26 protein-coding genes are annotated in these 25,671 nt (G+C 70.7%); 9 read left to right on the top strand and 17 right to left on the bottom strand.

Going from position 1 to position 25,671, the window contains the following annotated elements:
• The first annotated feature begins 130 nt into the window (after nt 1-130).
• From ACWDRB_RS37240 to ACWDRB_RS37230, 3 genes are all read left to right on the top strand, one after another.
• Nucleotides 131-952 carry a helix-turn-helix domain-containing protein gene (locus ACWDRB_RS37240; protein ID WP_449901814.1) on the top strand — a complete coding sequence of 274 codons (822 nt, stop codon included), beginning with the start codon at nt 131-133 and terminating at the stop codon, nt 950-952.
• Nucleotides 953-1,014: 62 nt separating this feature from the next.
• A complete protein-coding gene (locus tag ACWDRB_RS37235; protein ID WP_449901812.1) occupies nt 1,015-1,374 on the top strand; it encodes a hypothetical protein in 360 nt (119 codons plus the stop codon).
• The gene (locus tag ACWDRB_RS37230) at nt 1,371-1,667 is read left to right on the top strand and encodes a hypothetical protein (RefSeq protein WP_449901810.1); all 297 of its coding nucleotides are present in this window, start codon (nt 1,371-1,373) and stop codon (nt 1,665-1,667) included. Before ACWDRB_RS37235 ends, ACWDRB_RS37230 begins: the two co-directional genes overlap by 4 nt.
• Nucleotides 1,668-1,749: 82 nt before the next feature.
• Here the strand turns inward: ACWDRB_RS37230 and ACWDRB_RS37225 are convergent, their stop codons facing one another.
• Entirely contained in the window at nt 1,750-2,076 is a 327-nt protein-coding gene (locus ACWDRB_RS37225) for a hypothetical protein (protein WP_449901807.1), read from the bottom strand.
• Between the two features lie 285 nt (nt 2,077-2,361).
• On the opposite strand from ACWDRB_RS37225, the gene ACWDRB_RS37220 reads away from it, so the two are divergent.
• On the top strand, nt 2,362-3,156 hold the full coding sequence (locus ACWDRB_RS37220) for an ArsR/SmtB family transcription factor (protein WP_449901805.1): 795 nt from the start codon (nt 2,362-2,364) through the stop codon (nt 3,154-3,156).
• 350 nt (nt 3,157-3,506) lie between these two features.
• Here ACWDRB_RS37220 and ACWDRB_RS37215 read toward each other — a convergent pair whose 3' ends face one another.
• The 12 genes from ACWDRB_RS37215 to ACWDRB_RS37160 form a co-directional block, all read right to left on the bottom strand.
• Nucleotides 3,507-4,460 carry an electron transfer flavoprotein subunit alpha/FixB family protein gene (locus ACWDRB_RS37215; protein ID WP_350729546.1) on the bottom strand — a complete coding sequence of 318 codons (954 nt, stop codon included), beginning with the start codon at nt 4,458-4,460 and terminating at the stop codon, nt 3,507-3,509.
• A 19-nt stretch (nt 4,461-4,479) separates the two neighbouring features.
• A complete protein-coding gene (locus tag ACWDRB_RS37210) occupies nt 4,480-5,259 on the bottom strand; it encodes an electron transfer flavoprotein subunit beta/FixA family protein (protein ID WP_350729545.1) in 780 nt (259 codons plus the stop codon).
• Between the two features lie 195 nt (nt 5,260-5,454).
• Nucleotides 5,455-6,660, bottom strand: a complete 1,206-nt coding sequence (locus tag ACWDRB_RS37205) for a serine/threonine-protein kinase (protein WP_449901802.1) — start codon at nt 6,658-6,660, stop codon at nt 5,455-5,457.
• Between the two features lie 35 nt (nt 6,661-6,695).
• Entirely contained in the window at nt 6,696-8,471 is a 1,776-nt protein-coding gene (locus ACWDRB_RS37200; protein ID WP_449901800.1) for a serine/threonine-protein kinase, read from the bottom strand.
• A 16-nt stretch (nt 8,472-8,487) separates the two neighbouring features.
• Nucleotides 8,488-10,443, bottom strand: a complete 1,956-nt coding sequence (locus tag ACWDRB_RS37195) for a serine/threonine-protein kinase (protein ID WP_363976278.1) — start codon at nt 10,441-10,443, stop codon at nt 8,488-8,490.
• A 132-nt stretch (nt 10,444-10,575) separates the two neighbouring features.
• Nucleotides 10,576-11,094 carry a YbaK/EbsC family protein gene (locus ACWDRB_RS37190; RefSeq protein WP_449901797.1) on the bottom strand — a complete coding sequence of 173 codons (519 nt, stop codon included), beginning with the start codon at nt 11,092-11,094 and terminating at the stop codon, nt 10,576-10,578.
• A gap of 71 nt (nt 11,095-11,165) precedes the next feature.
• Nucleotides 11,166-12,716 carry a flavin monoamine oxidase family protein gene (locus ACWDRB_RS37185; RefSeq protein WP_397373694.1) on the bottom strand — a complete coding sequence of 517 codons (1,551 nt, stop codon included), beginning with the start codon at nt 12,714-12,716 and terminating at the stop codon, nt 11,166-11,168.
• A gap of 54 nt (nt 12,717-12,770) precedes the next feature.
• The gene (locus ACWDRB_RS37180) at nt 12,771-13,613 is read right to left on the bottom strand and encodes a M55 family metallopeptidase (RefSeq protein WP_449901794.1); all 843 of its coding nucleotides are present in this window, start codon (nt 13,611-13,613) and stop codon (nt 12,771-12,773) included.
• A 16-nt stretch (nt 13,614-13,629) separates the two neighbouring features.
• Entirely contained in the window at nt 13,630-14,835 is a 1,206-nt protein-coding gene (locus ACWDRB_RS37175; RefSeq protein WP_449901792.1) for a DUF6395 domain-containing protein, read from the bottom strand.
• Nucleotides 14,826-15,188 carry a hypothetical protein gene (locus ACWDRB_RS37170; protein WP_397373691.1) on the bottom strand — a complete coding sequence of 121 codons (363 nt, stop codon included), beginning with the start codon at nt 15,186-15,188 and terminating at the stop codon, nt 14,826-14,828. Before ACWDRB_RS37170 ends, ACWDRB_RS37175 begins: the two co-directional genes overlap by 10 nt.
• Nucleotides 15,189-15,257: 69 nt before the next feature.
• Nucleotides 15,258-16,031, bottom strand: a complete 774-nt coding sequence (locus tag ACWDRB_RS37165; RefSeq protein WP_350729529.1) for an enoyl-CoA hydratase/isomerase family protein — start codon at nt 16,029-16,031, stop codon at nt 15,258-15,260.
• Nucleotides 16,032-16,077: 46 nt separating this feature from the next.
• The gene (locus ACWDRB_RS37160; RefSeq protein WP_449901789.1) at nt 16,078-16,731 is read right to left on the bottom strand and encodes an endonuclease; all 654 of its coding nucleotides are present in this window, start codon (nt 16,729-16,731) and stop codon (nt 16,078-16,080) included.
• Between the two features lie 94 nt (nt 16,732-16,825).
• Here ACWDRB_RS37160 and ACWDRB_RS37155 point away from each other — a divergent pair, with 94 nt between their 5' ends.
• Nucleotides 16,826-17,110 carry a Fe-S cluster assembly protein HesB gene (locus tag ACWDRB_RS37155; protein WP_350729526.1) on the top strand — a complete coding sequence of 95 codons (285 nt, stop codon included), beginning with the start codon at nt 16,826-16,828 and terminating at the stop codon, nt 17,108-17,110.
• A 6-nt stretch (nt 17,111-17,116) separates the two neighbouring features.
• Here the strand turns inward: ACWDRB_RS37155 and ACWDRB_RS37150 are convergent, their stop codons facing one another.
• Complete coding sequence (locus ACWDRB_RS37150; RefSeq protein WP_449901787.1) at nt 17,117-17,806, bottom strand: rhodanese-like domain-containing protein; 690 nt, start codon at nt 17,804-17,806, stop codon at nt 17,117-17,119.
• Between the two features lie 68 nt (nt 17,807-17,874).
• On the opposite strand from ACWDRB_RS37150, the gene ACWDRB_RS37145 reads away from it, so the two are divergent.
• The 3 genes from ACWDRB_RS37145 (at nt 17,875) to ACWDRB_RS37135 (ending at nt 21,903) form a co-directional block, all read left to right on the top strand.
• Complete coding sequence (locus tag ACWDRB_RS37145) at nt 17,875-19,881, top strand: CehA/McbA family metallohydrolase (protein ID WP_449901784.1); 2,007 nt, start codon at nt 17,875-17,877, stop codon at nt 19,879-19,881.
• A gap of 125 nt (nt 19,882-20,006) precedes the next feature.
• Complete coding sequence (locus tag ACWDRB_RS37140) at nt 20,007-20,768, top strand: hypothetical protein (protein ID WP_449901782.1); 762 nt, start codon at nt 20,007-20,009, stop codon at nt 20,766-20,768.
• Nucleotides 20,761-21,903 carry a helix-turn-helix domain-containing protein gene (locus ACWDRB_RS37135; protein WP_449901779.1) on the top strand — a complete coding sequence of 381 codons (1,143 nt, stop codon included), beginning with the start codon at nt 20,761-20,763 and terminating at the stop codon, nt 21,901-21,903. The genes ACWDRB_RS37140 and ACWDRB_RS37135 overlap by 8 nt, the downstream gene beginning before the upstream one ends.
• Here the strand turns inward: ACWDRB_RS37135 and ACWDRB_RS37130 are convergent.
• The gene (locus ACWDRB_RS37130; protein ID WP_449901777.1) at nt 21,883-22,758 is read right to left on the bottom strand and encodes an oxidoreductase; all 876 of its coding nucleotides are present in this window, start codon (nt 22,756-22,758) and stop codon (nt 21,883-21,885) included. The genes ACWDRB_RS37135 and ACWDRB_RS37130 overlap by 21 nt on opposite strands.
• Nucleotides 22,759-22,889: 131 nt before the next feature.
• Nucleotides 22,890-24,020 (bottom strand): DUF418 domain-containing protein, encoded by a 1,131-nt coding sequence (locus ACWDRB_RS37125; RefSeq protein WP_449901775.1) that lies wholly within the window; start codon nt 24,018-24,020, stop codon nt 22,890-22,892.
• Nucleotides 24,021-24,424: 404 nt separating this feature from the next.
• Here ACWDRB_RS37125 and ACWDRB_RS37120 point away from each other — a divergent pair, with 404 nt between their 5' ends.
• Nucleotides 24,425-25,153 (top strand): helix-turn-helix domain-containing protein, encoded by a 729-nt coding sequence (locus tag ACWDRB_RS37120; protein WP_449901772.1) that lies wholly within the window; start codon nt 24,425-24,427, stop codon nt 25,151-25,153.
• Between the two features lie 217 nt (nt 25,154-25,370).
• Here ACWDRB_RS37120 and ACWDRB_RS37115 read toward each other — a convergent pair whose 3' ends face one another.
• Nucleotides 25,371-25,631, bottom strand: a complete 261-nt coding sequence (locus ACWDRB_RS37115) for a hypothetical protein (RefSeq protein ID WP_449901770.1) — start codon at nt 25,629-25,631, stop codon at nt 25,371-25,373.
• Nucleotides 25,632-25,671 lie beyond the last annotated feature (40 nt).

The raw sequence follows: 25,671 nt of genomic DNA, 5'->3' as shown, positions 1-25,671 counted from the left end.
GAGTACGTCGATGCCTTCTTCCGCTTCCAAGTCGACGGCACACTCGATGAGTCGCACGTCCTGCCGACCGTTGCCGTCCCCCATCGTCGGGGTCCGGGGCCACGGGCAGAGCCGCGAGTAGCGTTGTGGAATGCGGATGGTGACGCACATCGCGGCCGGAGACGGGTTCTCACTGGAGCGGGTCAGGATCCGGGCCGAGAGCGAGGCGTGGTCGCCGCCCGAGGTGACGGCGGCGTACCGGGTGGTGCTGGTGCGAAGTGGCACCTTCCGGGCCCGTGTGGACGATCAGGTCCTGCTGGCCGATCCCGCGCTGGCCTACCTCGGCGGCGCCGGCCAGGAGCTGAGCATCGCCCACCGTCCCGGGATCGAGGACAGCTGCACGACCGTGACCTGCTCACCCGGCCTGATGCGCGAGCTCACGGATGACGAGCCACCGAACGCCACCGCGTTGCCGGTCAACGGCAGGATCGCCCTCGTACATCGGCTGCTGGTGTCACGGGCCGGGCAGGGCGCGGATACCCCGGAACTCGCCGAGATAGTGATCGGCCTGCTGGGCGACCTGCTCACGGCCCAGGCCGGCACGCCTCAGGCCCAGGCCCGCGGCCGGGCGGCCACACTGGCGCGGCGGAGGGCCATGGTCGAGTCGGTACGCGCGCTCATCGCCGACGATCTGACCGCCTCCCTGCGCGAACTGGCCCGGAGCGTCGCCTGGTCGCCCTATCGCCTGAGCCGCGCCTTCCGCCAGGAGACGGGGGTGACCCTGACGGCGTACCGCAATCGCCTCCGCACCATGCGCGCGCTCCAGGCCATCGAGGCGGGCCACGACGATCTGGCCTCCCTCGCCGCCCACCTCGGCTTCGCCGATCACGCCCATCTGACGCGCACGGTCCGCGAGGAATGCGGCATGCCACCGGTGGCCGTACGCCGCCTGCTCGCGGTGCCGCCGCGCTGACGACGTGCCCACGTTCGGGCAAGAATCTTCAAGCGGCGACCGTACGACGGAGTCAAGACTCGGTGACGTCCGATCCCCGTACGCCGAAGGAGAACGAGCCGATCATGATCGCCCGAGTATGGCGCGCCAGGACCACCGGCACTGCGGCTACCAGCAGATATCAGCAGGTGTTCGAGTCAGAGGTGATACACGAGCTACGCGGCCTGCCCGGCTTCCGCGGCGCGTACCTCCTGGCCCGCCACGACGCGGAGGCCATGGAGCTGACGACCGTCACGCTGTTCGACTCCCTGGACACGGTCAAGGCGTTCGCGGGCGCGGACCATACCCGCGAACGCGTCACCCCGCCCGCCCGCGCGACGCTGCTGGACTCGGACCCCCACGTCCTGCACTTCGACGTGCTGGTTCACACGCTTGCTCATTGATCGCGCCGCGGCCCGAGCCCGGCCGGCAACGCCTGGAGCGCGGAATCGAAGCGATCTTGATGGTGGTCAGACGTGCCGAGACCTGCGACGATCGCCTGAACCAGCAGGGGATGACGTGCAGGCTCGAGGCCCGGGACGGGATCCTGCTCGTCGTGGCCGAAAGTCCGGCCCGCCTCGGCCGATACCTGGCCGATCGTGCTCGCGACAGCAGGCTGATCTCCAGCCATCGCGACGTCAACGCGATGCGTCGCCCGCTCTGCGGCCGGCGCGACTTTCATCGCCGGCTCTGCTGAACGTCCTCCGTACCGGTGACCGATGGTTGACGGAGCCGCAGGGCCGCGACTACCAGCAGGGCCACCGCGCCCGCGGTGAGCCCTAGCAGTGCTGTGCACCGGTCTCGTCGAACAGGTCCTCGAGGGACTGGGCGGTCACCGCATGAGTGGCCCATGATTCCAACTGGGCCAGATCAGCGCAGGTGGAGATCCGGGTCCGCATGTCATCCGGAATGTCGAAGCCACGGGCGCCCAGCACCAGCAGAAGCATCCTGACCGCCTCCTCCGCCTTGCCTTCTGCCACGCCCTCCGCTTTGCCTTCTTCCTGGCCGCGGCCATAGTGCTCGCGGGCGAAGGGACTGTAGACGGGCCAGGTGGTGGACGTCACGATGATCTCCTCCAGGAGGCGCCGCACTTCGGGCGCGGACATGCTGCATGACACTTATTGTCACATGTCCTGTACTTAAAGTTACGAGAATGGCGACGGAACTTACTTCTCCGTGCGAGACGTCTCCCGGCGTCGGCCTGGACTGTCGACCTCTCGAAGATGGCGACATCCGATGATCTAGAGCATTCCGTCCCACATGACCGCCGTCTCGAGGATGATCAGCTCCCGCTAGTCGCGCGTCTTGACAGGCAGCCATCTGGCTGCCTAAATTAAAGGCAGCCGAAAGGCTGCCTATCGACAAGCGGCAACCCAGGTACGAGGGCGGACATGGACGAGGTGTTCAAGGCGCTGGCCGATCCGAGCCGGCGCGCGCTGCTCGACTCGCTCAACGCCCGCAACGGGCAGACGCTGCGCGAGCTGCGCGCCGGACTCGACATGGCCAGGCAGTCCGTCAGCAAGCACCTCGCGGTGTTGGAGGAGGCCGGGCTCGTCGCCACCGTGCGGCGGGGCCGGGAGAAGCTGCATTACCTCAACGCCGCGCCCGTACACGAGATCGCCCACCGGTGGATCAGCCGCTACGACCAGGCCAGGGTCCAAGCCCTGGCGGACCTGAAACTCGCCCTGGAGGAGACCCCGATGGACGCCCCGACCTTCGTCTACACCACCTACATCCGCACCACCCCGCAGAAGCTCTGGCAGGCGCTGACCGAGCCTGCCTTCACCCGCCAATACTGGGCCACGGAGTTCACCACGGACTGGTCCGTCGGCTCGCCGATGACCTGGGACAACCACGGCGTGCTGATCAGCGACCCGGAGCAGGTCGTGCTGGAGGCCGACCCCTACAGTCGCCTCTCCTACACCTGGCACGCCATCACCCCGGAGCTCGCCAAGCGCTTCAGCTGGGACGAGGAGATGCTCGCCCGGCTGTCCGGCGAGGCCCGCTCGAAGGTCACCTTCACCATTGAGGAGGCCGCCGCGCAGGTCGTGAAGCTCACCGTCGTACACGACGGCTTCGAGCCCGGATCGAGCATGGCCGAGATGGTCAGCCACGGCTGGCCGAACGTGGTGGCGAGCCTGAAGTCGCTGCTGGAGACCGGCGAACCGCTGCCGGAGGATGCGTGACCTCCCCGATCAGGGCTCGACGACGTCGCGAGGTGCCGCCCCGCCGGCCCGCCCAGAGGAAGGCGAGCAGCCCGAAGGGCAGTGCGGTCGCGCCGAGCGCCGTCCAGAAGCCGCCGTGACGAAGAAACCTGGTGTGCAATGGCTGTGGCAGCGATCCAAGCGTCATGGATGGGCCGACGGATCGGCGAAGCGGCTTTTTGGGGGCGCCCCCAATGCCACAGCCCGAGCCCTCATGCGCGAAGCGCCCCCACCGCGAGGACCGAGCCTTTGAAGCCAGGGGCTGGGGGGCTGCGCCCCCCAATGTCACAGCCTGAGCGCTATAGCGCGAAGACCATGCTTTTCCCCTGCGGCTACTTGCGCTTGTTGATCTCCTCGGTGAGCTGCGGCACGACCTGGTGGAGGTCGCCCACCACGCCGTAGTCGGCCAGCTCGAAGATCGGGGCCTCCGGGTCCTTGTTGATCGCGACGATCGTCTTGGCCGTCTGCATGCCGGCCCGGTGCTGGATGGCGCCCGAGATGCCCGCCGCGATGTACAGCTGCGGCGACACCGTCTTGCCCGTCTGCCCCACCTGGAACTGGTGCGGGTACCAGCCGGCGTCCGTGGCGGCGCGGGAGGCGCCGACAGCGGCGCCGAGCGAGTCGGCCAGGCCCTCGATGATCGAGAAGTTGTCGGCGGAGCCGACGCCGCGCCCGCCCGAGACCACGATCGCGGCCTCGGTCAGCTCGGGCCGGGCACCCTTCTCCTGCTTGACCCGCTCGACGATGCGGGCCGCCTTGGCGGCGTCGGACAGGGTGACCGACACCTCCTCCTCGGTGCCGGCGGCGGGGGCGGCCTCGGGGGCGGTCGAGTTGGGGCGTACGGCGACGATCGGCGTGCCCTTGCTCACCTTGGACTGCACGTTGATGCCGCCGCCGAAGATGGACTGGTCGGCCACGAAGCCCTCGCCCAGGCCCACGGCGTCGGTGATGACGCCGGAGTCGGTCTTGACGGCCAGGCGACCGGCGACCTCCTTGCCCTCGGACGTGGCGGCCACGAGCACGGCGGCCGGGGACGTGGCGGCGACGAGCTGGGCGAGCAGCTCGGCCTTGGGCGCGACCACGTAGTCGACGATGTCGCTCGACGCGGCGACGTAGATCTTGTCAGCGCCGTACTCGGCGAGCCTGGCCTTGGCCTCGGCGGTGAGGCCGGGGCCCGCCCAGACGGCGGAGGGGGTGCCGAGCGAGCGGGCCAGGGTCAGCAGCTCCAGCGTGACCTTCTTGACCTCGCCTTCGACCTGCTCGACGAGAACGAGAATCTCCGACATATCAGCAAAACTCCCGTTCTCAGATGAACTTCTTGGACGCGAGGTAGTCGGCGGCCTTCGCGCCACCGTCGCCCTCGTCCTTGACGATCGTGCCGGCCGCGCGCGGCGGGGCGGCGGCGAAGTCGACGACCGAGGACCACGCGGCGGCCAGGCCCACCTGGGCGGCGTCGATGGAGGCGTCGCCGATGGCCAGCGTCTCGACCGGCTTCTTCTTGGCGGCCATGATGCCCTTGAACGACGGGTAGCGCGGCTCGTTGATCTTCTCGACCACGGAGACGACAGCCGGCAGCGTGGCCTCGACCTTGTCGAAGCCGTAGTCGGTGATGCGCTGGACGGCGATCGAGGAGCCTTCGACGTCGACCTTGTTGGCCAGCGTGAGCTGCGGGGTGCCGAGGCGCTCGGCCAGCATCGCGGCCAGCACGCCGGTGCGCGCGTCGGTGGACTCGGAGCCCAGGATGACCAGGTCGAACCCGATCTTCTTGAGCACCTGCGCCATCGCGTACGAGGTGGACAGCGCGTCGGAGCCGTGCAGCGCGTCGTCGCTGAGGTGGACGGCCTTGTCGGCGCCCATGGCCAGCGCCTTGCGGATGGTCTCGGTGGCCTTGCCGGGGCCCATGGTGAGCACGGTCACCTCACCACCGTGGGCCTCCTTGAGCCGCAGCGCCTCCTCGACCGCGTACTCGTCAAGCTCGTTGACCACGCCGTCGACGGCGTCGCGGTCGAGCGTCTTGTCATCGGACCGCAGCTTGCGCTCGGTCGCAGTGTCGGGGACCTGCTTCACGCAGACGACGATGTTCATGGCCGGTGGCCGACCTCCCGTGTTCGCGTGCGCCACCGCCTCGTTGCGGCGGGCGCCGAATGCAATGCTGTCCAGACTGCCAGGTGCCCACCGGGCCACTGACAGAGGGTCTGCCCAAGCTTTCGCCAGTTATGTTACCCATGAGTAGCTTAACTGCAAACCCGCAGCCACCCACTATACAGAACTTTGTTCGGTCTAGGCCGACAGCAGGAACACGACCCCCACCACCAGTGCCGTACCCGCGAACAGCGCCAGCGTGAACGGGCTGAACATCGCCGCCAGCCCGAAACACAGTCCCACTGCCCCCGCCACGCTGACCAGATCCGTGATCATGCGGCTGCGCCGGAACAGGCTCTTCGAGAACAGCGCCACCCCGGCGTCGGCCACCACGGCCAGCGCGTACGCCGCCAGCAGGAACAGCGCCACCTCGGGCAGCGGCCCGCGGGCGGCGGCGGCCAGCAGCGACACGAAGAGTCCCGAACCGATCAGCCAGCGCCTGCGCACCTTCTCCCGGTGCCTGGCCCTGGACTCCTCCACCGATCTGCGCGGCCGTCCCTTGCCCGGCCGCCACTCCCTCGTGGCCAGGTCGTCGGCGAGGCTCATCGCCCGGGGCGGGACGTGGCGTACGTGGGAGACCGGCTCGACCCCCAGCCTGGCGCAGAGCTGCGCGGCCGTCGGCCGCGCGGCAGGGTCGGCGGACAGGCACTCGCGTAACAGCGGCGCCAGCCACTCGGGGACACCCTCCAGGTCGGGCGAATGGTGCACGACCCGGTAGGCCACCGCGGAGGCGGGCCCCTGCCCGTACGGCTGCCGCCCCGTCGCCGCGTACGCCAGCGTCGCCCCGAAGGAGAACACGTCGGCCTCCATGCCCGCGCTCTTACCCTCCAGCACCTCGGGGGCCAGGTAGCCGGGCGTGCCCACCACGGCGCCGGAGGCCGTGACCGACAGCGAGTCGAGCGCGCTGGCGATGCCGAAGTCGATGACGACGGGCTCGCCCTCGGCCATCATCACGTTGGCCGGTTTGAGATCGCGGTGCACCACGCCGGACTCGTGCATGGCGAGCAGCGCGTCGGCCAGTCCGGAGGCCAGCCTGCGCAGGTCGGCCACGGGCACGGGCGTGGCACTGAGCGGGCGGCCCTGGACGTAGCGGGTCACGAGGTAGGGCCGGGCGCCCTCCAGCGAGGCGTCGAGCACCTCCGCCACGTGCGACCCGCCGACCCGCCGCATGGTCTCCACCTCGCGCGCCAGCCGGGCCAGCGCCCCGCCGTCGGCGATGACGTGGGGATGGAGCACCTTGACCGCGACCGTACGTCCCTCGGCGTCGAGGGCGAGATGCACCTCGCCGAACCCGCCCGCCCCAAGCTTGGAAAGAAGCTCATATGGGCCGAGGTGCTCGCTCATACCTCATCTCTCCCCCCGAGAGCCGATGGGGACACTCAGGACCAGGGAGTCAGGAACCCCAGCCCGAGGTCGCTGAGCAGGCTGTCGATCAGCCCGGTGATCAGGCCGATCGTGCTCTGCTGGGCGTTGTTCGCCAGCTCGTCGATGACCGTCTCCGGCGCCTGCCACGGGTACCACGACGCGTCCTGCCCCAGCGCGAACATCACCGCGAACAGCGCCGCCGTACCCACCAGCACGACCGCGACCAGCGCCGCGCCGGGGCTGCGCAGCACGCCGGTGAGCGTGCGGGTGACGGCCTGGCGCGGCGCGCCGCCGCCCGGCAGCACGAACAGGCCGGCCGCGAAGGCGCCCGCCGCGAACGAGGCCGCCTCGTTGACGCTCATCCCGCCCGCCCAGCGGAGCAGGCCCCAGACGCACAGGCCGAACAGCAGCGCCAGCGGCACGTGCACCGCCGTCACGAGCGCGGACTTGACCAGCGCCCAGGGCGTGCCGACGACCGCCAGCAGCGGGTCGGCCGAGCTGCTGCCGCGCATCTGGCGCCGCTTGACCAGGTCACCGAACAGGTATTCGCCGAGCCGCAGCACCAGCGCGAGCGCGACGGCGATCGTGCCGACCATGACCGGCATCATGACGGTCAGCGCCACCAGCGTGACCAGCAGGAGCAGGCCCACGACCTGGCTGCCGAACAGGTATCTCTTCCGCTCGGACGGCGGGGTGTACTGAGGCGGCGGCGTGTAGGGCCTGACCTGCGACGGCGAGGTGGGCGGCGGTGCCGGGTAGCCCGCGACCCGCTGGTCGGTGCGGGCCATCGGCCTGGCCGCGACCGGCGCGGGCACGTACGGCGGCGGCCGCTCCTCCCGGTACGGTCGCTCCTCCCTGGCCGGGGGCGGCGCGGTCTTGCCGTACTCGACCGGCGGCAGCAGGTCGGAGAACGTGTCCATGGTCCGCGTGCCGCCGCCCATGCGCTTGGTGCCGGTCGGCCCGTCGAAGGACGTCTCGTTGAAGGTGGTCACGGCCGGGTCGAGCGCCCTGGCCATCCGCAGCAGCTCGTGCGCGCTGGGCCGGGACGCGGGGTCGACCTGCAGCGCCCTGCCGAGCCAGCCGCGCAACCATGCGGGCGCCTTGTCGATCTGCGCCCGCCCTTCCATGATGTTGAAGCAGACCGCCTCGAACGTTCCCGTGCCGAACGGCGGCGCCCCTGTCGCGGCGAAGAACACCGTCGAGGCCAGCGCGTGCACGTCGGCCGCCTGGGTGATCTCGGAGTCACGGATGATCTCGGGCGCCAGATAGCCCGGCGTGCCGACGAACATGCCCGTCTGGGTCAGCCTGGTCGCGTTGACCAGGTGGGCGATGCCGAAGTCGATGACCAGCGGCTCGCCGTTGACCAGCATGACGTTGGACGGCTTGAAGTCGCGGTGGATCACGTCGGCCGTGTGGATGGCCACCAGCGCCTGGCAGAGGCCGTGGGTGAGCCTGATGACCTCGCGCGCCTCCAGCGGGCCGTCGGCCAGGACGGTGTCCTCCAGCGTGCGGCCGGGGGCGAAGCGGGTCACGACGTACGGCTGGCCGCCCACGAGCTCGGCGTCGATCACCTCGGCGACGTGCGGGCTGCGCACCCGGCGCATGGTCTCGACCTCGCGGGTCAGCCGGTCGCGCGCCTTGAGGTCGGCGGCCACGTGCGGGTGGAGGACCTTGATGGCGACTTCGCGGCCCTCGCCGTCGAGACCGAGGTGGACGACCCCCATGCCACCTTCGCCGATCTTCCTGACCAGCCGGTACGGGCCCAGGCGTTCTGGTGCTTGGGTGCTCATCGCCACCTTCCCCGCGTCATCCCCCGGGATTCCCCCTTAGCCCGTCTAGCTGTCTGACCACTGGATTGACGTTCAGCGGAGTCCATACGGCCCCCCTTGGCTTGTCCCCGAACGTGCCGGCGGCGAGGATCAGCGAGAGCGCGGCGGCCGCCGCGAGAGCCCCCGCCATCACCATCGCCGCTGTCCTCGAGGGTACGAGCGATGAGAGCGTTCTGCGCATTTGTTTGCCAGGACCCTCCACTCCCGGGCCCGCGCAGACGGTCCACAACGCGACCGCGGCGCCCCAGGCCAGGGCGTTGGACGGGTCCATCCTGGCCACCACGGTGAGCAGGAGCGTCACCGGAAGGCCCAGGATGAGCGCGTACAGCATGAGTGCCAGCGTGATGCCCACCGACTTGGCCAGCGCCTGAGGGAAGGCGAACACCCTGACCACGTCGAGCGCCGCGGCCCCCGCAGCCCTGCGGGAGGTCAGCTGGGGCTGGGCCAGGTCGGCCGCGCGCAGCAGGATCGCGGCCGGGATCGCCACGACCGCGACCAGCACGGGTGCGATCACGGCCGCCACGATCATCACGACGAGCAGCATCGCGCCCGCCACACCGTAGGCCCTGGACCGCTGCAGCATCTTGCCCGGCGCGACCGACGGGATGTACGGCTCCCGCTTGGTGCTCGGGTCGGGCTGCGGGTACTGCGGCGGGATGTACGGGGGCGGCTGGAGCGGGCTCGGCCCGGGCCGGGCGTAGTCGGGCACGTCGGGACCCGCGCTCGGCACCTGGGCATGAGGCGCCTGGGCGTTGGGGACCGGCGTGTGGATCCGCCCGTAGTCGGCCGAGTCGGGGCGAACCCGTCGGGTGGGCACGTCGCCCTCACCCGGCGGGGCCACGAGGCCGTGGTTGTTGACGGGCTGCTGCGGCTGCCAGGGCGGCGGGGTCAGGCCGCTCTCGCGCTGGATGCGCCGCAGCTCCTCCGGCGTCACCCGGCGGGTCGGCCACGGGTCCGGCTGGTTGGGCAGGAGCGAGACGTACTGCTGGTCCTGCGGCGGCGCGGTGGGCTGCTCCTGGGACTCCAGCAGGCGCTTGGGCGTCACCGGCGGCGTGGAGATGTCGTACGACGGCTTGTCCTGCGCCGGCGGGGCCTCGGTCGGCCGGGGAACGGTCGAGATCTCGTCGGGCGAGTTGCTCGGCGTCTTCTGGAGCATCCGGGCGGTCTGCTCGGCCAGGTCGGCCGCCTTGGGGCGCTTGTTCGGATTGCGCTGGAACGCGGCCTTCAGCAGCGGCTGCAACGTCGCCGGAGCGGCACTCACGTCGGCCTTGCCCGCGGTGATGTTGTAGAAGATCATCTCCAGCGTGCCCTTGCCGAAGGGCGGCTGGCCGGTGGAGGCGAACAGCAGCGTGCCCGCCCACGCGTGCACGTCGACCTCCGGCCCCGCCTCCTGGCCCTCGATGATCTCGGGCGCGAGGTAGCCGGGCGTGCCGATGAACATGCCGGTCTGCGTCAGCCGGGTCGCGTCGACCGCCTGGGCGATGCCGAAGTCGATCAGGACGGGCTCGCCGTCGAGGATCAGCACGTTTCCGGGCTTGAGGTCGCGGTGGATCACGCCCACCGAGTGCACGGAGGCCAGCGCGGCGGCGACCCCGTGCGCGAGCTTGACCAGCGAGGGCAGGTCGAGGGGCCCGTCGTCCTTCACGATCTCGTCGAGGGGACGACCGGGGACGTAACGGGTGACGATGTACGGGCGATGACCGGTGACATCGGCGTCCAGCACCTCGGCGATGTATTTGCTCCGCACACGCCGCATCGTCTCGACCTCGCGCGAAAGCCGCCGCCTGGCGACCTCGTCGCCGGCGACCTCTCCGCGCAGGACCTTGACCGCCACCTGCCGCCCCTGGGGGTCGACAGCGAGGTGGACAACGCCCATCCCGCCTTCACCGAGCCGCCTGAGCAGCCGGTAAGGGCCTAGTCGGTCATCGTTCATGGCATGAAGCACCATACCGGCTTAATCCCCGCCCACGAGATGAACCATGAGGCCACATTCCCACTCGTACAACGTCCAGAAAGGGGCCATCGGTTTCCCATCCAACGGTCTCGAATCGGCTTCAGTTTCCCCTCAACCGGCCAGCGGCAGAACCTCGGCGCTTTTCAGCCCGGCCAGCGCGGCACCGGACACGGCCAGTTTCGACCTGCGCACGCCGCTCCCGATCACCACTCTGGGATGCTCGGCGACGTGCGTGTCCACCAGGATGGGCCAGTCGGCGGGCAGGCCCAGCGGGGTGATGCCGCCGTACTCCATCCCGGTCAGCTCGACCGCGTCGGCCATCGACGCGAAGCTCGCCTTCCGGGCGTCGAGGTGGCGGCGGACGACTCCGTTGACGTCCACGCGCATCGTCGCGAGCACCATGCAGGCCACGTAGCGCGTCTCGCCGCCGCGCTTGGCCGCGACGACCACGCAGTTGGCCGACTCGTCGAGCGTCACGCCATACCGCTCGCAGAACGCCGCCGTGTCGGCCAGCTCAGGATCGATCTCGGCCACTTCGACGCCCTCCAGCTCCGGCACGACGAGTGCGACCGGGTCGGCCAGCAGGTCGGTCCGGTCGTTGGCGGGCACCCAGTGCAACGCCATCCCCATCTCCTCGATTTTATCTCCGCAGATCGCTTCTCCCCAGGAGCCTACGGTGGCCGCGGGGGTGGCGTGCGGCGTCAGGCGGACTGCAGCACTCGCTGGTGCAGCTGGGTGACGGCGCTGCGGGCGGACTCCATGGCCCCCGCCTGCCATGCGATCAGATGGGTGAGCCAGTCGCCCGCGAAGTAAACCCTTCCGGCGGGGCGTTGCAGAAAAGTGAAGGACGAATCAAAGTCGGGCCAGCGCACCCAGCCGCCCTGGATGTGCGGCTGGCGGTCCCAGGCGATGGAGACGCTGGACAGGAGGTTCTGGCGGTATTTGTCGCCGTGGATCTTCTTGCCCTGGGTGAGCGCTCTGCGCCTTCTGTCCTCGGGGGTGAGGGCCGCGTACAGCTCGGCGTTCCGCTCGGTGTTGTAGTAGCCGACGAGGAGGCCGCGTTCGGAGTGGTAACCATGGGAGGGGTACCAGATGTGGGTGATGTCCAGGTCGGTCTCGGTCACGCCGCCGTAGATGCGGTCCTCCAGCTCCCACCAGCGCCGGCCGTACTCCAAGCCGATCTTGCCGGCGGCGACCGGGACCGGGGTGCTGAGCGCGGTGGTGACCTGGGCGCCGAGGTTGTGCGGGATCTTGGCGAGGATGTGGGGCGGCAGGGCGGCGATGCAGTAGTCGGCCTTGATGCCGCCGCCCTCCCAGGCGACCTCGACGCCGTCCGCCAGGCTGGTGATCTTGGTGACCTTGGCGCCGGTCCTGATCCGGTCGCGGCCGACCGCCTCCGTCAGCTTGGTGACGATGGCGTCCATGCCACCGACGGGCTGGAACATGGGGGTGGCCTGTTCGTAGCCGAAGTCGTTGGTGATGGCCCGGCCGGTGCCGGCGGCGAGGACCTGGTGGAGGGTGCCCGGGGCGTCGAGGGGGGTGCCGGTGTCTATTGCCGGATATTTCGTGAAACCGCGGCGCATTGACCCTTCGTATTCGTGCTTCGGGCCCAGGTCGCCGAATCTCCGGAGGAAGTCGAGCAGCGTCTCCTGGTCGGCCTTGCTGACGGTTTTGTCCAGCGCACCGACATTTGTCGCTTTAGCCAGTAATTCAGCGATATAGCCATACATGTCGGCTCGGGCCGTGCGCGCCCGCACCGTCCGGCTGTTGGTGTGCACGTAGGCGGCGGCGTTGTTGTTGACGAAGGTCTCGATGGGGACGCCCAGCTCACGGCAGTAGTCGAGGGTCACCATCCAGGGGGCGATCCGGCCGGGGCCCGCGTTGAAGTAGACGCCCTCGCCGAACTTCACGTCCTGGGCGGGCCCGTTCAGCTCGGCCAGCCGGTCGCCGCCGCGCAACGTGAGGTTCCGCCCGCCCGGCTTCTCCCTGGCCTCGAGGAGCGTGCAGTCGTACCCGGCCTTGCCCAGCTCGTACGCGGCCGTCAGCCCCGCCACCCCGGCGCCGAGGATCACGACCTTCGCCGCCCCCTTGCCGCTCAGGCTGAAGTCGCCCGGCCTGGGGGCGGCGAACTGCTTGTCCTGCTCGGACGGCGCCAGTCCGAGGGCGCCCATGGCGGCGTACATGGCGCCCGCTCCGCCCACCGCCCCGATCCCGACGAGCAGCCCCCGCCGGGTCAGCGCCGCACCCTCCACGCCGCCGTCTCCCCTCCGCGCTCTGCAAAACCGCTCCGCACCATACGCCCGGGGTCAGCCGTACGGGCCGCTGCCGCAGGCGATCTGGCCGCCGATGGTGGCGAAGATGCCGAACAGGGCCATGACCTGGGCGAAGTCGTCCGTCGTGAACTCGATCTGCCGTGGCCCCACCGACTTCACGCCCGGGATCAGCGCCACGGCCGCCGCGATGGCGGTGGAGTTCCACTCCACCCCGAGCGTGTACGGCGCAGCCACCGCATAAGGCGTGAAGTCGCTCAACCGGTTGAGCGCACGAGCCGTCGCCTCACGGATCCTTGCCTGGGCGACGCTCGGCGGCAGCAACTCGGCGGAGAACTTGTCGATCCCCTTCTTCACCGCGACCGTCTCGACGTCGCCGAGCAGCTCGCGCGCCTCTTCCCCGACGGCCTCGTCCCCGGCCACCAGCACGACCGGCACCCCGTGGAACCCGGCGCACGCCGCCACGAGCCTGGTCTCGCCGCACAGCTCGCCGTTCAGGTAAACGTTCTGGATCTCCTTGCCCATCCAGGTGTGGTTGAGCACGCCGTGCGGCACGCCCGCGCGGGCGTGGTAGCCGACGAAGCACGCCGCCTGGAACGAGCCGTCGAGCCCCTGGGCCATCCGCTGCGCCTTGCCCGGGCCGCGGATGAGGCTGGCGCGCGGGTCGAGCAGGTCGATCCGGAGGTTCTTGGTGGAGCCATGGGCGTCGTTGACCAGGACACCGGCCGCCCCGGCGTCGAAGGCCCCCTCGATGGCGGCGTTCGCGTCGGCCGTCATCAGCTCGCAGCCGCGCTCGTACCCACGTTTGCCGGCGTGCATCTCCTCGGGGTCGGTCAGCCCCGTGACGCCCTCCATGTCGACGGACAGATAAACCTTCACGCGTTCCCACTCCTCATCAGGCGCCCCATGTCTCCACCCGCCGGACCTCGGCCTCCGTCATGAGCCCCACGTGCTTCTCGACGAACGCCGTGGCCTCCTCGCGCCACCGGTCCGGGATCTCGGCCAGGGCCCGCGGGTAGCAGCGGTCCAGCCAGGCCGTCGACTCCTCCGAGACGTCGAAGTAGTCGAGCGCCTTGGCGAAGAGCGTGTTCTCGATGCCGGGGACGCGGGCGAACCCGTACTCGATCATCTCCTGCCCCCCGTACGGCGGCTTCTTGAGGTACTTCTGCGCGACGGGGCGGTCGGCGGTGATGGGGGTGTCGAGGGGGCGGCGCTCGACGGCCGCCTGGATGAGCTCCTTGTAGAGGCACTTCCCGCAGGTACGGCACGGGCCGTCGGTGCCGCGCAGACACCAGCGCACGTAGTCCTTGAGGTCGGACCCCAGCGCCAGGCGCATCGTGGTCGCCTCGCTCACCCCGCCGACGGGCAGCACGATGTGCACGCCGGCGGCCGCGAACAGCCGGCCCCACCTGCCGTGCGGCGACCACATGGGGTTGTCGGGCGTGTAGCGCCACAGGTAACGGCCCCCGCCGAGCCAGCGCGAGCCGAGCTCGTAGCCGAAGCCCAGCCCGCCGAGGTCCAGCTGGTCGGCGAGCAGCAGCGCGCCGGCCGCGACCGCGTGGTGCTCCGGGTAGCCGGGACGCGGCTCGGCCAGGGTGAACTCGAGGTCGGAGGTGACCGTGCTCAGCTCGCGCCCGGTCTTGGCGGCGAGCTTGGCCAGGACGTCCGACCGGTAGTGGGACCAGCGGTTGGGGACGCGCGGGTGCGGCACCCGGCGGAAATGCACGAACGGCGCCTGCGGGTAGACGGTGGCCGCCGCCACGGAGTCCGCGCCGCCGCTGTACGAGATCGCGAGCCGGGCCCCGGGGCGGCGCGGCTCGGCCCCCACCGGACCGGCCTCGACGCCCCACCCGGAGTGCAGGGCGTCGGCGAGGTCGGCCGAGATGGCGCGGTCGAAGGAGATGCGCTTCCTCGTCCACGGCGCCACGACCGTCCAGGCGGCGACGGCGAAGAGGTCCGGGTGGGCGTCGCCGGGGACGCCGCCGATGGAGCAGGAGTTGATGGCCAGCTTGATGGGATGCTCGTCGGAGGCCTTGCCCGTGATCTCGTCCTCCGCGTCGAGGCGGAAGGCCAGGCTCGTGCCGGTCCAGGTCACGCGCACGGCTGCTCCCCCGGTTGCCCGGAAGCGCTTCCGGAGCGGAGGTCGTCGATGGCCTGCCAGACCAGGACCTCGTTCTGGAGCACGCCGTCCAGCGCCTTCGCCGTCTCCTGGGCGAGCCGGTGGGTGTCGTCGAGCTTCGCCTTGTCGGCCCTGCTGATCCCGGAGCCGGTCGGGCGGGCGTTCCTGAGCCGCTCCACCTCGCTCTGGAGGGTGGCCATCTCCCGCCGGACCGTCTGGACCTCCCAGAGCGCGTCCCTGATGTCCTGACGGTGGTCGGAAATGGAGATGTAGCGGGAGTCGAACCACGTACGCACGGCCTTCCGGAGCCGCGCAGGGACCAGGACGCGCATCATGAAACGCCACCATACTGGCAAACCCGCGCCCGATAGGACGAGCCGTTCGAATGGGTCGACTTTCCCTTTTCAGCGACCGGTGAACTTGGGCTTGGCCTTCTCCGAGAAGGCCCGCATGCCGATCTTGGCGTCGTCGGTGGCGAACAGTCCGGAGAACTGCAGACGCTCGATCTCGAGCCCCGTGTCGAGGTCGGCCTCCAGACCCTGATCGACCGCTTGCTTGGCGGCGCGGAGCGCTACCGAGGGGCCGCCGACGAACGTGGCCGCCCACTCCAGGGCGGCCGTGTAGACCTGCTCGTCGGGCACCACCCGGTCCACCAGGCCCAGGTCGAGGGCCTCGGCGGCGGGCACGTGGCGGCCCGTGAAGATCAGGTCCTTCGCCCGCGCCGGGCCGATCAGGCGGGGCAGGCGCTGGGTGCCGCCCGCGCCGGGGATGAGGCCGAGCAGGATCTCCGGCTGGCCCAGCTTGGCCGACTCCCCCGCGACCCTGAAGTCGGCGCAGAGGGCGAGCTCGCAGCCGCCGCCCAGCGCGTAGCCGGTGACGGCGGCGATGACCGGCTTGCCGATCCGCGCGACCTCGGTGAAGCAGGCCTGGAGCGTACGGGAGTGGGCGGCCATGTCGGCGTAGGACATGTCGGCCATTTCCTTGATGTCCACGCCCGCGGCGAAGACCTTCTCGCCGCCGTAGACGATCACGGCCTGCACCTGCGGGTCGGCGTCCACCTCGCGGGCCGCCTCGACGATCTCCCGCTGGACCTGCATGTTGAGGGCGTTCATCTTCGGACGGTCAAGACGGATCGTGGCGATCTGGTCGGCCACCTCGACGCTCACAAACTCACCCATGAGCCGAACCTAACAGAGTGATCGCGTTCATCCATGGCAGCCACGGTCAGCGGGCGGCTGAGATCACCTCGTCCACCGTCTTCCTGCTGCGGGAGGCGCGGACGAGCGCCGCCGAAAGCCGGGCCAGCTCCTCGCCGGAGTGGGCCAGCGCGGCCAGCGGGCGCGCCTGGCGGGGCAGCCCGAGCTTGCCCGCACCCTCCAGCACCCGCTGGTCCAGGTGCGGCGCGACCTGGGGCCACACGGCCTGGACTTCGCGCAGGAAGATGTCGGCCCCCGTCGGGCCGATGCCCGGGAACTCCGTCAGCAGCGCCGCGATCCTGCGGTCGTCGCCGCCGGCCTCCTCGCGCAGGCGGCGCAGATCGCCCTTCCAGCGATCGAGGAGCAGTTCGGCGCCCTTGCCCAGCATCGTCGAGGTGCGTTCGTCGTAGCGGACGTAGTGGCCGCGGTCCAGCGCGTCCACCCGGTCCTGCCGGCTCGCCTCCCGCATGGCCTTCGGCGTGCCGTACCCGGCTTCGAACAGCTCTCTGGCGCCCGCGACGGCGACTTCGGCCGAGATGCGCGCGCTGAGCAGCGTGGCCAGGACGAGCAGTTGGTAGAGGGGCTTCGGCTGGTCGGCGAGTTTGATGCCGGCCTCGCGGGCGAACGTCCGGCCGTATCGGTCGAGCAGCACGTCCACGACGGCTTTCTCGGTCTTGCCCATGCCCGCCCGCTACCCGGGGCGTGTCGTGACATGCCGGGTTTGGGGTGGAGGTCGCTGGGGAGGCGGAGGGTTGGCGACTGCGAAGGAGCTAGCCGTGCTGACCTTGACTGACAACGCCGTCGAGGCGATCCGCGATCTGATGGTCGGAGAGGACGTGCCCGCCGACGCGGGCCTGCGCATCTCCCCGAAGCCCGACGAGGCGGGAACGCTGGAGCTCTCGCTGACGAGTACACCGGAGGCGAGTGACCAGGTCGTCGAGAAGGAGAACGTCCGCGTCTTCGTCGCCGAGGACGTGGTCGAGATCCTCGACGACAAGGCGCTCGACGCGCAGCCGGGCGCGCCGGGGCAGCCGATGTTCCGGCTGGGTCGGCGGGCCTGACAGGGCTCAGCCGAAATCGGGTCCGGTCTCGGGCGGGCGCACGTCGCCCAGCCCGAACAGGCCCACCAGCGTCCCGTCCACCCGGGTGACGACGACGTGGTCCACCTTGGCCCGGTCCATGCGCTGGACCAGCGGTTCGAGCTCCTCGCTCGGCCGTACGGCGGTCACGCCGACCCGCATGGCCCGCTCGGCGACGCCGTTCAGATCGGCGCCCTTGAGCTCGCGCGAGCCGATGACGCCCTGGACCACGTCGTCGTCGTCCACGACGACCGCCAGCCCGGCCGGGTCGGCGATGATGCGCTCGGTGATCTCGTCCAGGGGGTCGCCGAGGGCGGCCCTCACGGGGTCGCGGCGCAGGTACCGCGACACCAGCGTGGCCGTGCCCTCGTAGGGCAGGTCCGCGGAGAGCCAGTCCATCTTGCCCTGCCGGTAGTCGTACACGTGCTCGAACCCGAGGTGGTCGAGCCGGTGGGCGGCCCGCGGGCTCAGGTCGCAGAGCCAGTCGTGGCAGTAGACGACGACCGGCCGCCCCGGATCCAGCTCACCGGCGGACGTGCGCATCGCGGCGAGCGGCAGGTGCACGGCCCCCGGCAGGTGCGCCCACGCGTATTCCTTCTCCGGCAGCACCTCCACGAGCTGGGCCCGCCGGTTGGCGACCAGGTCCCGCACGGCTTCGCGATCGATGATGTGCGTCATGGCGTCCCCCTGCCCTCAGACGGCGATTCGTGTCACGATGACGAGGCGTCCTATTCAGGGAGTGCCCGATGTGTGACGATCCGCTGCTGCCCGCCCCCGTGGCCCGCGCGCTGGCCGACTACCGTGAGCTGCGGGACGCGCACGGCCCCTGCTGGGGCGAGCCGCCCATCCCGTACGTCGTCCAGGCCTGGGCCACCGTCTTCCTCGACCGCCGCCACAACTACTGGGGCGCGGGGCTGCGCCAGCTCGCCGGGCGATATCCCCCGGAGGAGGCCGAGGATCATCTCGACGAGGTGGACCCGGAGCGGGCGGTGCGGGACGCGCTGGCGGGCGACGTGCTGGACAACCTGGCCGCGCTGCGCCTGACCCCCGAGGGGTTCGCGCTGGAGGCCGTCACCCGGGTGGTGCTGGACGACCGGCCCTTCCGTACGTCGCTGCTCCTCGACTCCAGCGTGGACGAGCCGGTCACGGTCGTCGTGGACGGCACGCCGTACGAGGTGCCTCCTCATGGCGCCCGGGTGGCCGGCCTGGAGCGGGACGTCAGCGTGAACGGGGAACCCGTGGACCTGTCGCCGCTGCGCAGGCGGGCGGAGGCGGCCATGATCAGGGTGCGGGCGGGGTTCCCGTGCCGGTGGAGCGTGACGGGAGCCGACGGGCAGGGCTGGTACCCCGAGGGCGTCCCGCCCAAGGTGGACGTCCACCGCAGGCCGTTCTTCCACGGCGACGACCTCGTGATCGCTGTGCCCGCCGAGCCGGTCACGGTGGCGGTGGCCAGGGGCATGGAGTACACCGCGTCCGAGGTCGTGATCACCCCCGAGGCGGGCGCGGAGACGCTGGTCGAGCTGGCCCCCGAGCGCCTGTACGACGCGGCGGCCCGCGGCTGGTACGGCGGCGACCTGCACGTGCACCTCAACTGGATGGGCGAGGAGCCCGCCGCGCCCGAGCTGGCCGCGGCGGCGCAGCACGGCGAGGACCTGCACGTGCTCAACCTCGTGGCGGGCAACGTCGCGAGCGGGCGCGTCTACGACGTCGAGGCGCTGGAGCACTGGGTGGGCAAGGACCTGCCCTGGTCCGACGACAGGCACCTGGCCAGGCTCGGCGTCGAGTACCGCAACGACGTCGTCGGCCACCTGACCGCGTTCGGCCTGCGGGAGCCGCCGAGCCGCTACCACGCGGGGTTCGAGGGCACGGTCGACTGGCCGCCGAACTCGGTCGCACTGGAGGAGCTGCGGGCGCTCGGCGGGGTGACGGGGTACGGGCACCCGTTCCACACGGCGTTCTCCGACGACGACCCGCCGGACGTGATCCTCAACACCGGCCGCAACTGCGCGGCCAGGGAGATCGTCGCGGACGCCGCGCTCGGCCTGATCGACACGCTCGACGTGCTCAACCACTCCTCGCTCGCGGCCACCGCCACCGTCTACCGCCGCCTGATCGGCGCGGGCAACAGGCTCACGGTCACCGCGGGCACCGACGCCGTGCTGTCCTTCTGCCGCCGCGGCACCGCGTCCAGCCCGCCGGGGTGGGAGCGGGTGTACGCGAACGTCGCGGGCCCGCTCACCGCCGAGTCCTACGCCGAGGCGATCCTGCTCGGCCGCACGTTCGCCACCACCGGGCCGTGGCTGGAGCTGACCGTGAACGGGCACGGGCCGGGCGACACGCTGGAGCTGGCACCCGGGCAGCGGGTCGAGATCGTGGTCTCCTCGATCGGGCCCGAGGTCGAGTCGCTGGAGATCCGCACCGCCGACGGCGTCCTGGCGCAGGGGCCGCCGGGGCGGCTGGTCGCGTCGATGACGGCGGGCGAGCCGACGTACGTGGTCGCGGTGGCCTCGGGCGGGCCCCACCCGCGCACCGTGCACCGGTCGGGGGCGTACGCGCACAGCAGCCCGGTGTACGTGGACGTCGCGGGCGGGCACGTGGCCAGGGAGGCGGACGTGCGCTGGTGCCTGGCGTGGCTGGACCGGCTGGAGGTCCTGCTGCGGCGGTACGGCACGTTCGAGACGCCCGCGCAGCTGGACGACCACCTGGAGCTGTACGAGCGCGCCAGGGCCGTCTACCGCGCCCGACTCCCCTAGGCGAGACCCGCGACACGCGCGTGTTGCGGAGTGGCTTCGTGAAGTCGTGGCGGGTCTATGATGTTGGAAACTGAAGCGGCTCCGGTCCCCGGTCGCCGCCGGGCGAAGCGTTCGGAGGTCGGCGCATGCTGGAGTCGCAGTGGGCCCGTGACACGTTCGGGCAGCGGGTGCCGGCGATCAGACAGGCGATCGCCGAGGCGCTGTCGGTCGCGCTCGACAACGCCCGCGACGCCCAGACGGCCGCGCAGACCGAGCACACGCACCCGTTCGGGTTCACGCTCATGTCGCGCAAGTTCGAGGCGCTGGCCAAGGCGTTCGAGGACATGGGCGACGTGCGGATCATCAAGCCCGCCGGGTCCCCCCACGAGCTGGTGGTGCTCGACGGCAAGCTGCTGTTCCCGTTCCGCTATGCCAAGGACCGCTCGATCGGCGTGATGAGCGCGCGCATCGGCGAGGGCCGCCCGTCGGCGCTGGTGCAGGCGCTGTTCAACCGGTTCGGGCCCGAGCCGCGGATGCGGCAGCTCTCGCTGCACGACCTCGCGCCGCAGGCGGTGCCGGTGGCCGAGGCGCTGTCCGGCCTGCCCGACGACACGAGCCTGGTGCTCATCGCGTACGCCTGCAACGCGCACGCGGGGCTGCTCGACGCCTGGTGGGGCGAGGCCGAGCTGCTCGACCGCACCGGCAGCCTGCGCTGGCACGTGTGCGAGCCGATCCCCCTGGCCCAGGACACGACGACGGCCGGGCAGACCGGGGCGCAGCCGGCCGCGTTCGACCAGGGTGCCCTGCCCACCCCGGCGCTCAACCCCCGCACCGGGGCCGGGCGGCTCACGGCGCCCGTCAGCGAAGCCGTGCCGATCACCAGGGCAGAAGCCGCCGGCGGTGAGTGAGTTCAAGACCGGCGCGCCGACCCCCCAAGCCGTCGCCGACGCGTTCGACGCCACCCGCCTCACCCAGGCCCGCCACCTGGCCGCGCTCACCAAGAAGGAGGTGGCCGAGCTCCTCGGCGTCTCCCCCGCCGCGGTCGGGCAGTACGAGGCGGGCGTCACCCGCCCGCGCCCCGACCTGATCCCATTGCTGGCCGAGGCGCTGGCCGTGCCGATGGCCTTCTTCCTGCCAGGACGGCCGCACGGCAAGCTCGACGGCTCCATGGCCCACTTCCGCAGCCTGCGCTCCACCCGCGCCTACCAGCGGGCCAAGGCCGTGGCCTTCGTCGAGCAGGTGTGGGAGCTGACGTACGCGCTGGAGAAGCGGATCCAGCTGCCGGCCGTCGACCTGCCCGGGTTCGCGGGCGGCGAGATGCACTCGGCGCTGCCGCGCGACCCGGCGGGAGCGGCCCGCGCGCTGCGGGCCCACTGGGGGCTGGGCACCGGGCCGGTCAGCCACCTCGTACGCCACATGGAGTCCCACGGCATCGTCGTCGCCTTCCCCCGCCACGACCCCGACGCGGTCACCGTCGACGCGTTCTCCACCTCCAGCCTGCCGCGGCCGATCGTCGTGCTGACCCCCAACCGGTTCGACGACATCTACCGCCACCGCTTCACCGCCGCCCACGAGCTGGGCCACCTCGTCCTGCACGGCGACACGGCGGCCGGTGACAGCCATCAGGAGCGCGAGGCCGACGCGTTCGCAGCCGAGTTCCTCACGCCGCGCGGCAGCATCCTGCCGCAGCTGCCGCAGCGGGCCGACCTGCGCAAGCTCGCCGAGCTGCGGCGGACATGGGGGGTGTCGGTCGACTCGCTGCTCTACCGGTGCCGCGAGACCGGGCTGATCTCCGACTCCGCCGCCGGCCGCGCCTACCAGCGCCTGGCCGCCCTGCGCGACCAGCCGGGCTTCACCAATGAGCCCGTCTCCGGCTACCCCGGCGAGCAGCCGGTCCTGCTCGCCCACGCCTTCGACCTGGCCACCCGCGAGAGCGACCTGACCGCCGCCACCCTCGCCCGGGAGCTGGCCTGGCCCATCACCCGCGTACGCGAGCTGATCGGCCTGCCCGACCAGCGGCCCTCACTGAAGCTCGTCCTTTAGCCCCGCGCCGACGGTGTCCAGCTCCGCGACCGCGTCCGGGGGCAGGACCAGGTCGGCGGCGGCGACGTTCTCGCGGAGATGGGCCGGGGACGAGGTCCCCGGGATGAGGACGATGGTGGCCGAGCGCTGCAGCAGCCAGGCCAGGGCGACCTGCTGGGGTGAGACGCCCAGGCGGGCGGCCACGTTCCGGAGCGTCTCCGACTGGAGCGGGGTGAAACCGCCCAGGGGGAAGAACGGCGCGTAGGCGATGTTCTCGGCGGCGCACCGCTCGACGAGGGCGTCGTCCTGCCGGTTCGCCACGTTGTAGAGGTTCTGCACGGTGACGACGGGCGCGATGGACTGGGCCTCGGTGAGCTGGGCCGTGGAGACCGCGCTGAGGCCGAGGTGGCGGATCAGCCCCTCCTCGCGCAGCTCCGCCAGGGCCCCGAACTGCTCCGCGAGCGACTCGTCGGTGGTGCCCTCGTGCGTGACCACGCGCAGGTTGACGACGTCGAGGACGTCCAGGCCGAGGTGCCGGAGGTTCTCGTGCACCGCGACCTTGAGGTCCGCGGGGTCCTGAGCGGGCATCCACTCCCCCTGGGGGCCGCGGCGCGCGCCGACCTTGGCGACGATACGCAGGTCCGCCGGGTACGGGTGCAGGGCCTCCTTGATGAGCTCGTTGACGACGGCGGGGCCGTAGAAGTCGCTGGTGTCGATGTGGTTGATCCCCAGTTCGAGGGCTTCGCGAAGCACGGCGATGGCCTGGTCGCGGTCTTGGGGCGGCCCGAAGACGCCGGGGCCGGCCAACTGCATGGCGCCGTAGCCCATGCGGTTGAGGGTGAGGTCGTCCGCAAGCGTCAGCGCCTTATCCGACATTTCATGATTTCCTCTCATTCCGTGGACACTCTGCAACGTGCCTGCTCCAGGTGGGAGTACCCGCTGTTCCAGGGTCGCAGGGCCCTGGTCGGACCTCGCCTTGGTCACCTTCCACGCACAACCTGGCCGCCTCACCGCTTGGGGCGGCCGTACGACATCCGCCGGAGGAACACCTCCGCCGGGCCCCGGTGGCCGACGGCGCGCAACCACTCGGCCAGCACGATCGACAGCAGCCAGACCCCGACGGCGATCCCGAAGGTGACGGCGAAGCTCACGCCGTCGCGCAGGCCCAGCGTGAACGGGTAGAAGAGCACCACCCAGACCACGGCTTGGAACAGGTAGAACGTCAACGACCGCTGCCCCAGCGCCGCCAGGGCCGTGGTGAGCCGGCCGGGCCGGACCTTGACCGCGACGAGTCCGACGGCGGCGGCCATGCCGATGCCGCCCGCGTACCCGGTCAGGTCGTGCGCCACGGCGACCGCCCAGCTGACGGGCACCGAGGTGGGAGTCCACACGCCGGCCGCGAGCAGCGCCGCGGGCAGCCTGCCCGCCACTGCCACGCCGATGAGCACCACGGTGACGCGGCGCAGCAGCGGCAGGTGCCGCTCGGGCTCGTCGAGGAACCGGCGCCTGGCGGCCCAGATGCCCAGCATCATGCCCGGCACCACCATGATGGTGGAGATCGCGGTCTCCACCGGCCAGGACGGAATGGCGGCGACGAGGTGCGCGGCGAACGTGGGCTCCATGAACTCCGCCATGTTCACCGGCTTCGCCTGGGCCACCACGCTCTGCCAGGCCAGCAGGAGGGTCGCGGGGACGAGCGTCAGCAGGCCCGTCCACCACAGCACCGAATCCCGCGCTCGCACAAGGGGAGCGAGCACCAGCAGGGTCAGCCCGTACACCGCGATGATGTCGATGGGCACGAGCACCACCGTGTTCAGGAAGCCGATGACGATCAGCCAGAGCGCCCGGCGTCGCAGCAGGCTCCGGATCGAGGCCCAGTCGCCGCCCCTGGCCTGCCGGCTGTGGGCTAACTGCCCGAGCCCGTAGCCGAACAGGAACACGAACATGTCGCGGGCCTGGTTGTCGGCGAGCAGCGACTTGATGAACTTCGCCGCGGTGTTAAGCGCGGCGGGCCCCGCGTCCCAGTCGCCGACGAACGCCGGCGCGTGTGACAGGGCGATCAGCAGCAGCATGAAGCCGCGTGCCAGATCCGGCGCCAGCGCTCTCGCTGTCACGCCGGTGGGCGCCGTGAGGGTCATGTCGGTTTCCTTCCGGTTCGGCGCGCCGGGCCGCTGCTGCGGGCCTGACGGTGCTGCTACGTCCTGCGGGGCCAGCAGCCCCACGCTCGCGACCGGTCGCGACGTCGGCAAAGGCTTCCCCGGCCCGGCCTCGCTCGGCACCCGTATGAACATGGGCTTTCATCATCCCGCCATTCGCGATAGTACGCGTTCACCCGAAGCCAAAAGCTACGTTGCGTTCAAATATTTGTCAATCAGAACCGTGCCGAGAATCCGCCATTCACGCAGTTAGATGGCACTAATAATTGCAATGGACCTGAAGCTGAATGCAACTCTCAAGTTTGCCTCTATTGCAATGGGGTGCGATCGAAGGCAATACTGGATCGCCAGAGCACAGGGACAGGACCACCAGGAGGCGAGCGCCGATGCCGGGAGGCAGGTTGACCCAACAGGACCGCCGGGACATCGCCGCAGGCCTGGCGAACGGGCTCGGCTACGCCGAGATCGCCCGGCGCCTGTCCAGGCCGACCTCCACCGTCAGCCGGGAGGTCAGCCGCAACGGCGGCCCCGGAGCGTACCGGGCCGAGCGGGCGCACCAGGCGACCGAACGACGTGCCCGCCGCCGCCGGCAGACCCCGCGATCAGCGCCCCCGGCCGCCAACACGGCGTACGGCCGCGACCCCGACGAGATGCGCGAATTCGCGGAGCGCCTCGTCGAGACCCTGGTGCAGACGGGTGTGCAGCGGATGGCATCGAGGGTCCTGGCCTGCCTCTACATCACCGACACCGGCGCGCTCACGGCCAAGGATCTCGCCCAGCGCCTCCAGGTCAGCCCGGCCTCGATCTCCACCGCCGTCGCCTACCTGGAGGAACAGGAGCTGATCAGGCGCGACCGCGACCCGCGGAGCCGTCGCGAGTTGTACAGCGTCGACAACGCTCTTTGGTACCGGTCGTTTCTGGCGAGTGCGCAGCGAAACTTCTTGCTGGCCGAGACCGCCCGCGACGGGGCACGCATCCTGGGCGCCACGACCCCAGCCGGAGCGCGCTGTGAATTCGTGGGTGAATTCCTTCGACGTACCGGCGAGGACATACTCCAGACAGCCGAACGCTGGCAGCACCTTTTGATCCCACAAGCACGCGAAAACCCTGAGTAATTTAACGCGATCCGTCGACGCGGCGACACCGCCACACGCCAACTCTGGCCGGTGATGGAGCTGGGGTGAGGGCCCGCGACCTTATGGCGGCGCGAACCGCTCTCCTCGCGTGCAGCGCTGAGCGCCCGTTCTTGGCGCAGCGGGCGACTGGCGAAAGGCCGCTTCAGCCGGTACAGCGGCAGGCGGTACGAAAACACTCAACGAGGCGGCGGGCAAATTAACACGACGTTCTTTCCAGGATGGTCACGTCTTTCAGCGGCTTGCCGCGGAAGAAGTCAGAAGGGGAAATCTGGTCTCCCTTCGCAATTTTTTCCATGGGAATGGCCAGATCGCCCGTGGTGACGAAATCCATGAAGGACTGGGCGATGGCCGTTACCGGGATTTTCACGCAGACTTTCGGCAGGGTGTCGGCGGTGGCGGCCGGGCCTGAGAGCAGAGCGGCGCCGATGGCGGTCGCGGTCAGAGCGTGCTTGTACATGTTGCTTCCTTCGTAGCTGACGAGAAGATCAAATTCGCGC

Source organism: Nonomuraea sp. NPDC003707, from assembly GCF_053587055.1.
Note: the sequence above shows the minus strand (reverse complement) of the source record. Positions and strands in the feature narration are given on the sequence as shown.